Here is a 14,174-nt window from a genome sequence, read left to right as displayed (position 1 = left end):
ATGATTATGAATCATGAGGGCCAAAGTTTGCCTCCGGTTGAGATAAGGTTGACGACAACCTTTCCCCGAATAAAAAAAGGACACATCTCCTATCGCAAGAGGGATGTGTCCTTTTTAGTATTGTAAGACTTGTGATATTATTTCACGTGCTCCTTGACAGCATTGTAGATGTCCTGGCCACGGAGGTCACGAGCGAGGATCTTGCCCTCTGTATCCACAAGGAGGATGAGGGGGATACCCTTGACATTGTACTTCGCTCCCATAGCCTTACGATCTTCGGCTGACATGAGGAGTGATGGCCAGTAGAGTCCATCTTCTTTCATCGCCTTGATCCAGTCTTCTTTCTTCACATCGAGAGAAGCAGCGAGGACAGTGAAGTTTTTGTCTTTGAAGTCTTCATAAGTCTTCACGATGTTGGGCGTCTCTGCACGACACCATGTACAACCACTGCTCCAGAAGTCCACAAGGACATACTTGCCTCTGAGATCAGAGAGCTTCATAGGATTGCCCTCTGCATCTTCTCCGGCGAAGTCAGGGGCTACTGCGCCGATGACACTTTGTTCCGCATTTGCAAGCTCTTTGAGCATGTGTTGGTAGTAGTGAGTAGCCTTTGCCGACTCATCGAATGACTCGATCTGAGCGCGGGTATTGTTGATCTCATCCAATGTGCCGTGGTGCATCGTAGAGTATACATGAGTATAATAGAGGTATATACCCATGGCATCTTTGCGCTCTTTTGCGATTTCGGCACGGATGGCTTCGGTCTTCTTGGCGCTTCCTCTGCGGTATGACTCCATCGAAGACTCTTTGATCTTGGCCATTGCATCTTGATCCTTCTCTCTACGTGCAGTGTAGAAGAGGTTGTCAAGAGAGTCTGTCTCTGCACGTTCTGCCTCCCGGTAGAGCTTATCTTCCCATGCCTGATACTCCTCGGTCGCTGCTACGCCGGAAGCTCTGAGTTGTATGAAATTGTGCTTGGAAAGGGAGATGTCTATCTTGTGTGTGCCTTTGTCAAGATACGCGTACACCATGGTGTTGTTGGCAGGTGTCTCGGTCGCTACATAAAAGCCGTAGACGCCCGGTTCGAGCGTGTCGTTGGAAAACTCAAACTTGCCATCGATCACTTTGACAGTGTCCGCCGGGATGATGTAGTCGTAAGCCTGACTCACAGCCTTACCGACGATGAGTTTGTCTGTGTCAAGTCCTGTGACAGTCCCTTCGACGATCATGCCTTTGGTATCATCTGTCTTGATCGCACATGATGCCAATACGAGAGCAGAGCTCAAGGCAAATAGTAGATTCTTTTTCATCAATAATAAGTTATAATATCGTTTTTACATGAATACAATGGAAGTGATAGGACCGAATCCCTTGTGTACTTGCACGTTTGGATAGGTATTCTTTGCACCGTCTATATCTCCCGATGTGTCGAGAGAGAGTACGACGACTTCGCCCTTGCCTTCGGTATCAAATCCGATAGCAAGATATCTTTCAGGTGCTATCCCCAGTGTATTTTTCATGGTCGCATATACTTCATCACCCACATAACCCTCCACTGCCATCCTGATAGCCTTGGCCTTTGCAGCTGCATCAGGATGACTGTATATGACGGAAGTCTGTCCATTGACAATGTTGTGCTTGTAGACCTTGTTGCCCGCAGCGTAGAAGATGATGTTGGCATACTTGAAGCCTGTGGTCATAGGCGTGTTTTCTGTGAGGCCTTCAGGCTTCTTGAATGAGTAGAATCCCGATACCGGAGCTTCCATGGCAGAGGTGATCTCTCTTCCTCGGATCGTATAGACATGACTCATGTCTCCGGAGATGAAGTAGCAATACAACTGGTACTGCTGGAAGACTGCAATCCCTGATACTCCGTACTTATAGCCCGGGAAAATAGACACCGGTATGTAGTCTGCGGGGATCTTGTTGGGATCTGCGGCGTTGTTCACATTGGCACGGACCTTGTTGTAGACGAGGTCTTTGGGAGGATTGCTCCTTGCTTCTTGTTCTTTCCAGATCGAGCTTGTCATGTCGAGTGCTACCAAACGCTTTCCTTCGGCATCATATCCTATACCCCCTTGGGTAGTGACACCAAGACGTGTGATTCTGCCTTTGCCTTCAAGTTCGTCCGGATCCGGGAACACCTGGTACATCACAGGGCTGTAAGGGTTGTTGATGAATATCTTTCCGTTGGTAGACATCGCATATCCACGGTCTCCACCACCTGAACCTGTGATGTCGGAAGGGTTAAAGTCTTGGATCTGAGCCTTGCTGATAAGAGTGTTCCAAGAGCTTTTGTGCTCGAAGTTGTCCCCCGGAGAGATCAATCCGCCCTCAGATAGGTCTGTGGTAGAGAGGAAGAGCTGAGTGTTGATCGAATAAAGCCATGTCGGAGCTGCGTATCCGTTAGGGATCTGACGTACACCGAGGTGAAGCGGTTTGCCTTGTAGGGATTTGCCACGCTCCTTCGTAAGCGCATCGGGAGTAGTCACTATCTTGTCCCCAAGGTATTCTATAGCACCGATCTCCGCGTGTCCTCCTTGTTCGTGAAGGACAGCCCAAGAAGATGTGTAAGGGTCTACAAGAAGGATTCGAGCGTGTCTCATTGTCAACGTGTTGGTGCTGATATCCTTGACGTAGAGACGGATGTAGTACGTCGAATTTAGTTTGTCCTTAGGGTCTTGAGATTTGGGCTTGAAGACCATTGTGAGGTCCTTCTCTGTACTGATGAGTTCCCCTTTGTCCTGGTCTCTGAGCGAACGATACCACTCATAGGTCAGTTCTTTGTTCTGACCCTTGGTATCGATGGTCGGCTTTATCGTAACGGTAAAGTCGGTCTTCTCTTTTTTGACGGCATAAGTCTTTTCTATCGCTACTTCTATCCCCTTGATATCTTCATTGTAGTTGTAGTTGCCCAAGTCTTTATAGCACGAGGAGAGCAGAAAAATGATGGAGAATGCCACCAGTGATTTTATATGTTTCATATTCGATTTCTATGCTTTTGTTTTGACGTCTGTAGACTTAATTTTCTGGAAATTCTACGAGTGTGCCATCAGCTTCTTTGAGCGGAGTCAAATGTTTTGCATTGTACTCTTTGAGAGCCTTGCGATAGAGCGGAAGCACGGATGGCAATCCATAGTCGGGATAGCTTGGATAGAGTGCTGAATATGCAACTTTCAGTGTGAATATTTCCGCAGGTGAGTTGGGTGGAACAGGCTTAGTCGCAGCTACTGCAAATCTATGCTTGACAGGACCGTACTTGCCGAGATGTTTCTCAAACGCTTCAATGAACTTTTGCTCGGGTACCTGATCGAGATAGTGCTTCACTGCAACATCCTTCAATGTGAATGTGAATGCCTGTCTATCCTTTACTCCTGCTACCACATCACTGTTGTCATAGTCTACCCCTATACGTACAGATTCGGGTTGCTGATCAGGTTCCGGAGCCAATAGTTTTACAGAGAAATCCGCATGGTTTTCTCCGGATTTGACGATGACATACTCAGGGAGTTCGACCTTCGCCTCTTCTTGTCCTTCGACGGGGAGGGCCTTGAGCTTTATCTTTAGGTCTCTTGTAGGAGTCTTTCCCTCGATAGCTATTCGCATGGGGGCTTCCATCGCATCGAGAGGGAAGGTCTCCAACTTCAACGAGTCAAAGAAGTTGATCTCCTTTGAGAGGAAGTTTGTCCCTGTATCCCACTCTTTACCGGTTGTGTCATGCCCTAAGAAGTTGACACCTGTCTCTCCGGTAAAAGGCTGTACTTCTTGTTGTTTACACGAAGATACGAGCGCCGAAATGGAGAGTGCACTTAGGAAGATTATATTCTTTAGTTTCATGTCGCTGTATAGTATGTTTTATAGGTTGCCAAAGGTGATTTCGTTTTCCGGAACAGAGAAGCGGTAGTGCTTTTCATTCATTTCCTTGATAGGAGAGAAAAGGAATGTTTTGTACTCTTTTCGCTTGTAGAAGTGCCACAACTGCCCTTCAGCATAGAATTCTTTACGATACTCTTTCTCTATGTTTTTCAACTTTTCATCTTCATCTCTGAATGCTTGTAGGCTTTCGAGAGCTCTTGCCTTGCGGACCTGAGAGAGTACTCTTGCACTTTCAGAGAGATCTGCTGTGGCTTCTGCAACGATGTAATACATCTCAGCCAAGCGGATCAATGGGATGGTGTTGTTGATGCTCTCATGAGAGTTGTCCTGACGATACTTCTGTGTTGTCGTTGTTGTGGTGGTCACAGAGAATCCGCCTGCTTCTCGCATACGGATGTCATTGACGCCATCATTTTTCACATCAAATATCTCGTTGAGGCGCGCACGGTCTCCGGCGTTGCAGTAAGAGAACTGAGATCCGTCAAAGTCTCCTCTGATACGTGTTGCAAAATCCGTCTTATCCATACTGATTGCAAAGATGAGTTCCTTCGACAACAAGTGATCCTTGGCATTGTCTGTGACAAACTCGAAGATTCTGTTGCCTGACTTGTTCTCTGCATTGATGACTTCATTGGCTTTGTTTTTTGCTTCTGCCATGTCGCCCTTGTAAAGGTAGACCCTTGCCATGAGAGCCTTGACCGCAAACTTGTTCATTCTCTTTGAGCGTCTGTGGAGGAACGGATTGTTCGTGGCTCCATTACTTGGAGACTCATAAGAGATATCCATAGGATCGTTTTCCAAGAGAGCTTCCGCCTTTTTGAGATCGGAGAGTACCAGCTCTACGATTTCTGTCGCCGGGAGGAGTGCCTTTGTATCCCTGTTGAACTGAGTACGATAGGGAATGGATGTATCCGAAAAGTTACTCTTGTATGTCGGACCAAACATCCTTAGCAGGTCAAAGTGCAAAAATGCTCTCAGCCCTAATGCTTCACCGTGGATGATATCTCTGAGTCCGGGTGTTGTCACGCGATCACCTCTCTTTTCGATGTTTTCGATCAGATTGTTGATGTTTGCGATGATGTTGTAGGACTCACTCCAGATAGCATTGGTGTAGTTTTTTGTCTGCAACGCTGTAAGCTCAAAGTTATAAAACGTAGGCTTCGTAAAGTCGAAGATCAAATCTACGTTCACAGGATTGACATATCTCTGTGCCAATTGATCTATGAATCCGTAGGTCAACTCCTTGCCATAGAGCGGAGGTTTGCTCGTGAGGATGTAAGCCCCTGTGAGAGCTTCTTTGAATCCTTGTTCGTCGCTGAAGAGTCTCTCTTCCCTCACATTCGTCTTGGGCTCGACATCAAGCCAGTCGCTGCAGGAAGAGACGCACAGAGCAACAAGTATTGTGGATAATATATATTTCATATCTGATTCCGAGTTTTTAGAATGTTAAGTTGAGAGACATAGACACTTGGCGTGCGAGAGGATAGGATGTACCCCGTTCGACCTTGATAGTGTTGAACCTGAAGAGATCCTCCATGTAAAGACCCACAGAAGCAGCTGTCAAACCGAACTTTTTGATGAATTCATGATTGCGGCTGTCGAAGCGGTATTGGGCATTGATCACATTGAACACAAGTTCGTTGTTTTCCATCAAGAAGCGGGTTGACGCATTGGTCTGTGATGTGCGAGATGCCTTGTCAATCGCTTTGAATCTTGCGTCATCTCCCGGCTTTTGCCAGCGGTCTGTGTATGCTCTTCTGTCCACGTTATAAGCCAGGTTGGCATTTTCGACCTTGTCTACAAGTGTACGGTTGTAGAGCATACCGCCGTAAGTGTAGCGTGCAGCAAGAGACAGACTGAGTCCTTTCCAGTTGAGGTTGGTGCTGAATACACCTGTGATCTTAGGTTCGCTGTCTCCGACAGGTACCATGTCCACAGGATTCCACTCTGTCGTACGCTGACCATCACGTCCCAAGAATATCTCGCGACCTGTCTGAGGGTCTATACCGAGCGAACGCACCGCCCATATCATACTTTGTGAGTAACCCTCTTCGTAGCGAGGTAGAGGACGAGAGATATTGTATTCGCCTTTGTCGTTGGGCTTCAACAACTCTTCGTTGCGCACCTTGAGTGCGTTGGAGATACGTTCGAGACGGTTTTTGTTTTGGCTACCTGTGACGACAAAGCTGAGGTTGAACTGCTTTGATGGGATATTGATAGGCATCACACGAGCGGTAAACTCAAATCCCCTGTTGGAGATATTACCAAGGTTTTCAGGCACTGTGGAGAATCCCACCGATGGAGCAAGAGAGTAGTCCAGTATCATGTTGCGAGTATACTTATAGTAGTACTCGATACGTCCGCTGAAAAATCCCTTGAACGTGTTGAAGTCCAATCCGAGGTTGTAGGCATCAGTCGTCTGCCACTTGAGGTCAGGATTGCCGAGACCGATGAGCTGGGTACCGACCACGTCCGAACTGTCATAGATACGTACCAAACCTGTGTAAGAGTACATCTTGAGTGCTTGATAAGGTGCAAACCCCTGTGTACCTGTCACACCGTAGCTCGAACGCAATACGAGTTCGTTGATCCACTTGTTTTTCTTTATGAAGCTTTCCTTGTCGAGGTTCCATCTCATACCCACAGACCAGAACGGAGCAAGTCTGTTGTTGCGACCGAACTCGGACGATGCATCGAGACGCACGTTGGCATCCACGGCATAGCGTTGGTCATAGGTGTAGCTCACTGTACCCAAGGCTCCGAGGGCGCGTGTCGTACGCTCGTTACCGGATGTGTTTTTGGGTAGAGAGCCGAGGAACACTTCATCCATAGTCTCATTGGGGAATCCGGTCTGGCGGATACCCGCTGTGTGCAATACTTCTTCTTTGATGTTGAAGTGAGTAAATGCTGAGATGAAGTGCTTATTTTTGAACATATTGTTGTAGCTGACCGTAGCGCTCACATCATATCCCTTTTTGAGGGTGCGGCTCCAGTCGTAGATCCCCTTGTCGTTGAGCTCTATAACTCGTGCGAAGTCAGAGTGGTTTGCAGACTTGAAGAGATTGTTTTCCGACTGTACTCTCGATATTGTTGCATCAAGTGTCAGACGGAGGCTCTCCATGGGGGTGTATTCGAGCTTGAGTGCGTTGCGGATGTCGAGTGCCTCGTTGCGGTCAAATGTATTAAGTTTAGTATTGTGTACCGGATTGGCGATGAGATTGCCATAGGACGTATGCCCCAGGGATATAGGAGTCTCCAGGTATTTTGGGATCTCCCCCTGTGCGTTCGTCTTCCTATAATAAGGGTTGAGGAGAGTATACTGGCTGAACGTTCCATAGGGAGAGGTACGATCAGAGTTGGTGAAGTCTACAAAGAGGATGTTGCTGAGTAGGACCTTACCCTGACGGTAACGGATGTCGATGTTTCCGCTCTTGCTATATGTCCCTGTACCTTTCATCACACCCGGAGCTTCGTTGAGACCCGCATATAGCTTGTAGCGAAGAGTGTTGTCTCCACCCTCTACGGTGATACCGTGTCGGTGTGCAAATGCAGTGCGTACCGGTTCAGAGAGCCAGTAGGTGTTTACCCCACGGAGTACTTCCAGCTCCTTGTGCTTGAGTGTCTCCAATATGCCAAGAGTTGTTCCCGCTGTATAGTATTCATCGTATAAGCCGGCACGTTTTTCGATGTCGAGTTTTTCGGCTGCATTGACGAGGTTGTAGTCTCTGAGGTCAGGATATTGCAGCTTATAGTTGCCGTTGTAGCTGACGCGGAGATTACCTGCCGCAGGCGCTTTGGTCTCGATGACGATGACCCCGTTGGATGCTCTCGATCCGTAGAGTACCATCGCTGCAGCATCCTTGAGGATGGTGACACTTTCGATGAGTTCGGGATCGATGTCGAGGATCTTGGTCACCGGTACACCGATGATACCGTCAAGGACGAAGAGAGGTTGGTTGGGGCGGGTATCCACATCACCACGGAGGACGACCTTGTCATCAGTGGAGTAGTCTCCGATACTTGCCTGTCCACGGACATTGAAGTCAGGCAGGCCGCTGGGGTTGGATCCCACTACCGTATTGCTTCCGAGGCGGAATCCCGGATCGAGTAGTTCGATAGCCTTGAGGACGTTGCCCGAGGTCATCTTGGTGATTTCCTCACCCTTCATGGTGTTGGCAGATCCGGTGAAACCTTCTTTTTTACGTTGGAAGATACCGGTCACAACAACTTCGCTGAGAAGTTCGGTATTTTCTTCCATGGTGATCTTGATAGGCTTGCCTGCTTTCACCTTGACTTCTATGGTCTTGTAGCCGGTGGAAGAGAGGATCAAGACAGGGGAGTCATCGGAAAGATTGCCTTTGAATACAAACTCTCCGTCAAAGTTGGTTGTACATCCGAATTGGGTACCCTTGATGCGTATGGTCACGCCGATCATTGGCTCTCCGGACTGGTCTACTACTGTACCTTTGAGATTTACTGACACCGTCTTTGGCTGGTTGCTTACTTTCGCAGGTGCTGATGGGGTCTGGGCGATGGCAGTCATACCTAACGGGAATGACGCTATAAGCCCCCATGCGACCCACTTTGCAAGACTTGTACGGTGGACAATGTGGTTCGTACTGTGCTTCGATTTCATTACATTGAAGTGAATTTGATTGTAATTAAGTTTTATTTTTGGTATTTAATTTCTGTGAAAATCTTTCTTCCTGACTGTTTGCCTTTTCGGTATGTCTTCATATTTCATAGCTCGAAATAGGTGCTCTTAACACCCTCTACATCAGAATTTAGCCACAATCTTATCAAAGATAGCCAATAGAACGCAATAAAACGATACGTGCAGAAAATAAAACTGATTTTTTTTGTGTTAAAACGTTTTGATTTTGCAATTATTAACTATTTCGATGTGGAGGCTCAAATCATTTTAACAAATAATCCCATATTACCCATGTCGGGATGTCGTTTTGAGGAGTCCTGAAAAAAAAGATGTACATCTTCCGAAATCAAGGTGTCTAACTTGATGAATTAAGTTGTCTAACTTGACGCGTCAAGTTAGACAACCTTTTTTTGCCCCTTCAGAAGGCTTTGATACCAGAGAGTTATGATGTCTTGTTTTTTTCGCTCAGTGTGCGGGTCTCGGATCGGTAGTTTGAGATCCGTTTGAGACGGGTCTGTTACACTTCAAAAAATAAACCTTGGAGGAAATTTTTTGTAAAATATTTTGACCTCTTGCGGAAGTGATACCTACAAGTTGTTATTTAGCATGTCGAATAGCTTTCGGGCATACTCAAATGAGATTAGATTTAGTTTTTTTTCGGCTTTCATCCGGTGAAATGGGTTAGGAAAAATAGATAATTTCCGTAACTTTGGGTTGCCGCTCGTTTATGGGATCAATGATGCAATCAGACCGTGTCACCGTTGTCGCTATTCTTTGTGTAATAGATTGATTGACAGTGTTATGTTTGTTGCCTTGATCTGATGTCAGTATGCCTTTTGGAGAGTAACCCCCCGGAGGTGCCGAGTGCGACTTTTTTCATTATAACTCTAATCAATATACGCCTATGGATGCACCTACTTTATTCATCATCAAGAGAGATGGGAAGCAAGAGCCGTTTTCCCCGGAAAAGATAGAAAATGCCATAATCAAAGCTTATAGAGCTTCGGGCATACAGGAAAATAAAAATGTGATTCGAGGTATGGTGCAAAAAGTCTGTGCCCAGCTTTCCACCGAGACCAATCCTACCGTCGAAGAGATACAGGACCTCGTGGAGCATGAGCTGATGGCATGTGACCCTTTTGTGGCCAAAAAGTACATCATCTACCGCGAGTGGCGCAACGTAGAGCGAGACAAACGCACGGGCATGAAGCAGATCATGGATGGCATCGTGCGTATAGAAAAGAATGATGTCAACCTCAGCAATGCCAACATGTCGGCGCATACTCCTGCCGGGCAGATGATGACATTTGCATCCGAGGTGACCAAGGACTACACCAATAAGTACCTCCTCAGTGTCAAGTACGCTCGTGCTCATCGTGAGGGGGATATCCACATCCACGACCTCGACTATTTCCCCACAAAGACAACAACATGTATACAGTATGATCTTGAGGATCTGTACGAGCGTGGATTCCGCACCAAAAACGGCAGCATCCGTACTCCACAGTCGATACAGAGTTATGCTACGTTGGCAACGATCATCTTCCAGACCAATCAGAACGAACAGCATGGGGGACAGTCCATCCCTGCCTTTGACTTCTTCATGGCCAAGGGGGTACTCAAGAGCTTCCGACGTCACCTCGCAGATGCGCTGGTTTTCATCGCAGGCATGAGGGATATGGAGATCGATCGAAAGACCCTCCTCGACGGCCTTGTCAGCGAGGGTGTCTCTGTCCAGGAAAAAACGGAAGCGATAGCCGAAGCTCAAGCCAAGATGGCTAAACTATGTCCCGGTATCGAGACCAAAGATATAGAGCGTGCGTGGAATCATGCGATGACCAAGACGACACGTGAGACACATCAGGCGATGGAGGGCTTCATCCACAATCTCAATACGATGCACTCCCGTGGTGGTAATCAGGTTGTCTTCAGTTCGATCAACTACGGTACGGATACTTCTCCCGAGGCTCGTCTGCTCATGCGTGAGCTCCTCTCCGCAACGACAGAGGGTTTGGGACACGGTGAGGTGCCGATATTCCCTATACAGATATTCAAGGTCAAAGATGGTGTGTCCTTCTCTGTTGCCGACTATGAAAAGGCAATGCAGGACTTCCCCGCAGCCCTTAGAGGGGAGATGGAGTTCGAAGCTCCCAACTTTGACCTCCTCATAGAGGCCTGCAACACGACTTCCAAGGCACTCTTCCCCAACTTCCTCTTCCTCGATACAAAATACAATAAGCACGAGAAGTGGGAGGCTCACGATCCCAAAAGGTACTTGTACGAACTGGCTACCATGGGATGCCGTACCCGTGTCTTTGAAAACCTCCGTGGAGAAAAGACTTCGGTCGGCAGGGGTAACTTGTCGTTCACCTCGATGAACTTACCTCGTCTTGCCATCGAGGCTATGAGAGAGGCCGAAGAGCTCAATCCCGGTTGCGACAAGCATACCATACGTGGAGAAGCCAAGGCTATCTTCCTCGATTCCGTGCGTAAGACAGCCGAAATGATAGCCGAACAGCTTTATGACAGATACAGGTACCAACGTACGGCTCTTGCTCGTCAGTATCCCTTCATGATGGGTAATGATGTATGGAAAGGCGGTGGTGCTTTCGATCCGAACGACGAAGTGGGCGATGTGATCGCTACAGGTACGCTCGGTATCGGCTTCATCGGCGGACACAATGCCATGGTGGCTATCTATGGCGAAGGGCACGCGCACAACAAGGAGGCTTATCAGACCCTTTACGATGCGATCATTGTGATGAACAATGTCGTGGATGAGTTCAAGCGGAAATACAATCTCAACTACTCTGTCCTTGCCACACCTGCCGAAGGACTTTCGGGGCGCTTTACTCGCATGGACCGTAAGAAGTATGGTATCATCCCCGGTGTGACAGATCGTGACTACTATGTCAACTCGTTCCATATAGATGTGAAGGAGCCGGTGACTATATTTGAGAAGATACAGCTTGAGGCTCCGTTCCACGCTATCACACGAGGTGGCCATATCACTTATGTGGAGCTTGATGGAGAGGCTAAGAAGAATGTCTCCGGTATCCTCAAGATCGTCAAGGCAATGCACGATGCCGAGATCGGTTATGGCTCTATCAATCACCCTGTTGATACCTGTAACAGGTGTGGTTACAAGGGTGTGATCTATGCCAAGTGCCCTGTCTGTGCAAGCGAAGATATAGCACGTCTGAGACGTATCACCGGTTATCTCACCGGCTCTCTCGACAGCTGGAACTCCGCAAAGAAATCTGAGGAAAAAGACCGTATCAAACACTGTTGAGACTATACACACGACACGTGGTAGTGGGCGAACCCATCGAACAGTATAACTTACACTTACTCAATAGATACAAGGAGACCATATCCGATGGCGAAGGGATAAGGTACTCCTTGTATCTTGCCGGCTGTGCTCATGGCTGTCCGGGTTGTCAAAATCCTGCGAGTTGGGATCCTATGGCGGGAGTCCTACTGACCGAAGCTATCCTTGCCGATATCATCAAAGAGATATTGTCCAACCCCCTCCTCGACGGCATTACCCTAAGTGGTGGGGATCCGTTTTTTAATCCTCGGGGCACTCTTGCCCTCCTCAAGCGGTTGAAAAGTGAGACAGGGCTGAATATCTGGTGCTATACCGGATATACTCTTGAGGAGATACAGGCATCGCCCGATCTTTTCCCTTTACTGGAGTACATCGATGTTCTCGTCGATGGTCGTTTCGTCCAAGAAGAGTTTGATCCCACACTGCCTTTTCGTGGCAGTCGCAATCAGCGTATCATCCGTCTGCACAAGAAAGATTGAGCTGTCCTACCGCTCTCCCTTGACGTTTCCGCATTATTCAAAAAACTGTTTTCAGAGTTTCATATACCCACTCAAGGTGTGTGACCGTCTTTTATGCTCCTTTGTCGGAATTGATGTGAAAAGTCAGCTTATTTTCGGACAGATAATGTACTTTGGGGACGACATTGTCAGCTATGACAATAGGAACTATGGTAAATACTTCTGGGAAGAGTGGAGAAAAGGACGCTCCTTCAAGGACGCTTTCATTGAAGCCGGCTGGAGGATATCTCACAGACAGAGTCCTGTAGTGTGTGCTCTTGGTGCTAACCAAGCTGAATCCAAGGCAAGACTTGCCAATGAATGTTGTTTTTGTCCTTCCCCGGCCGCCAGAAATTACTGGTCTTGGGAGTGGCGTTATCCGGCCAGTAAAACTAAAAGGGAAAGTGTGGGTTCGCTCAAAGAACCTCGCAACAACAACGCACTGATCCTTTCTCCCGATATGATCGATGATGCTATGTCCTCTGCTATTGGTAACAAGGCAGATCTCACCAAACGTACAGCATCGATCATCAAGATCGACAATATGGGTACACGTATCATCGGCACAAAAGACTTACGAGTGAGTTTGGATAGAGCCGGACACGTAAGTCTCGAAATGGCAAAAGCAAACTACCGAAATACAAAACAAATAGGCGAGAGCAAGGCCCTTAAGATTGCCGAGGGATTCGTTTCCGAACTTGGATTGGCAAAGGGTATAAAGCTGGAACAAGCAACGACATATCATACTATACAAGGAGGCGGTAATGCCAAGACTGAAGAACTCTACGATCCTAAGGTAATTGAAACAATTATCCAAATCCGCCAAGAGCATGACAACCTCAAGAGTGTCAATTCAGGACATGGCTTGATCACTGTGGGTATGGATAATGACGGCAAGATTACCAAAGTGTCCGGCTCACTCAAACCTATCGTTGACGAACGTGAACAAGCTACTGCTCCAAGGAAAGGCAAATCTGCTCTTGAACGTGAAAGTGCAAGATCAAGAGAGGAGCTCTTCCAACAGAAGATCGACAGGATCATAGGTGGCAAGGACTATTCTTTTATCAATTTGGACGAATGCTCCAAGTCTCTCTTGACTCAAGAGACCACAGATTTTACTCCGACTGTGAAAATCATCGACGAAAAGATCGGGTATGACTTCTCTTCAAACATTGCAAAACCTGTACATCAGCGTGATGTAGAAATCTCTATCGGTCCTTATGCCAAGAGATATAAACTGAGAGTGGATCTTTAATAAGAATCATTGCTGTCCGATGAGTTTACTACCGGACAAGCCTTGTTTTCGTTGCTGTGATGTTAAGGGATGTAGCGTGAATAGTCTTCGCCGAAAGTGGCGAGCTCGCGGACGACGGATGAACTGATGCTGGCGAGTTCGGGCGATGAGAAGAGGAGTATCGTGTCCAGCCCGAAGTGTGTGAGATGAATATCTGCCATACTGCGCTCGTACTCCATGTCGGTGACGTTGCGGATGCCTCGGATGAGGACTGTTGCACCGTGCTTCTTGGCATAGGTGGCGGTGAGCTCTTCGTTGAGAGCCACGATGACACGAGGGTTGTTGGCGTAGAGGTCTTGGATGGTCTTCAGACGTTCTTCGGTAGGGATAAATGAAGCCTTTCGGGTGTTAACCCCGATGACGATGTGGAGGGTGTCTACGAGTTTGAGTGCCCTTTCGACAATATCCACGTGACCGATGGTGTAGGGATCGAACGAGCCGGCGTAGATGCCGATTTTTGGTGTGCTTTGTTCGTTGTTCGTCATAGCCTTGTGTGGTGTTTGAAAGGGTAAAACTTGATAG

Annotated in this window: 9 protein-coding genes; 3 read left to right on the top strand and 6 right to left on the bottom strand. The window is 47.6% G+C overall.

Annotation, left to right across the window (positions count from 1 at the left end):
* Window positions 1-137 precede the first annotated feature (137 nt).
* Genes Q4A14_RS01235 through Q4A14_RS01215 form a run of 5 tightly spaced genes read right to left on the bottom strand, consistent with a single transcriptional unit; the run spans window position 138 to window position 8,512 of the window.
* Window positions 138-1,310, bottom strand: a complete 1,173-nt coding sequence (locus Q4A14_RS01235; RefSeq protein WP_303169342.1) for a TlpA disulfide reductase family protein — start codon at window positions 1,308-1,310, stop codon at window positions 138-140.
* Window positions 1,311-1,334: 24 nt separating this feature from the next.
* On the bottom strand, window positions 1,335-2,984 hold the full coding sequence (locus Q4A14_RS01230) for a PKD-like family lipoprotein (protein WP_303169341.1): 1,650 nt from the start codon (window positions 2,982-2,984) through the stop codon (window positions 1,335-1,337).
* 37 nt (window positions 2,985-3,021) lie between these two features.
* Window positions 3,022-3,837 (bottom strand): hypothetical protein, encoded by an 816-nt coding sequence (locus Q4A14_RS01225; protein WP_303169340.1) that lies wholly within the window; start codon window positions 3,835-3,837, stop codon window positions 3,022-3,024.
* An 18-nt stretch (window positions 3,838-3,855) separates the two neighbouring features.
* Window positions 3,856-5,298, bottom strand: a complete 1,443-nt coding sequence (locus Q4A14_RS01220; protein ID WP_303169339.1) for a RagB/SusD family nutrient uptake outer membrane protein — start codon at window positions 5,296-5,298, stop codon at window positions 3,856-3,858.
* Between the two features lie 16 nt (window positions 5,299-5,314).
* A complete protein-coding gene (locus Q4A14_RS01215) occupies window positions 5,315-8,512 on the bottom strand; it encodes a SusC/RagA family TonB-linked outer membrane protein (protein ID WP_303169338.1) in 3,198 nt (1,065 codons plus the stop codon).
* Between the two features lie 922 nt (window positions 8,513-9,434).
* On the opposite strand from Q4A14_RS01215, the gene Q4A14_RS01210 reads away from it, so the two are divergent.
* The 3 genes from Q4A14_RS01210 (at window position 9,435) to Q4A14_RS01200 (ending at window position 13,613) form a co-directional block, all read left to right on the top strand.
* A complete protein-coding gene (locus Q4A14_RS01210; RefSeq protein ID WP_303169337.1) occupies window positions 9,435-11,822 on the top strand; it encodes an anaerobic ribonucleoside triphosphate reductase in 2,388 nt (795 codons plus the stop codon).
* A 23-nt stretch (window positions 11,823-11,845) separates the two neighbouring features.
* Window positions 11,846-12,340, top strand: a complete 495-nt coding sequence (nrdG, locus tag Q4A14_RS01205; RefSeq protein WP_303169345.1) for an anaerobic ribonucleoside-triphosphate reductase activating protein — start codon at window positions 11,846-11,848, stop codon at window positions 12,338-12,340.
* Between the two features lie 145 nt (window positions 12,341-12,485).
* Window positions 12,486-13,613: a hypothetical protein gene (locus Q4A14_RS01200; RefSeq protein WP_303169336.1), complete on the top strand. Its 1,128-nt coding sequence runs from the start codon at window positions 12,486-12,488 to the stop codon at window positions 13,611-13,613.
* 62 nt (window positions 13,614-13,675) lie between these two features.
* Here the strand turns inward: Q4A14_RS01200 and coaD are convergent, their stop codons facing one another.
* Window positions 13,676-14,137, bottom strand: coding sequence for a pantetheine-phosphate adenylyltransferase (gene coaD, locus Q4A14_RS01195; protein ID WP_303169335.1), 462 nt, complete (start codon window positions 14,135-14,137; stop codon window positions 13,676-13,678).
* Window positions 14,138-14,174: the final 37 nt, after the last annotated feature.

It is taken from the genome of Porphyromonas sp. (genome assembly GCF_030529325.1).
GTDB lineage: Bacteria > Bacteroidota > Bacteroidia > Bacteroidales > Porphyromonadaceae > Porphyromonas_A.
This window is presented reverse-complemented; position numbering and strand designations above follow the sequence as displayed.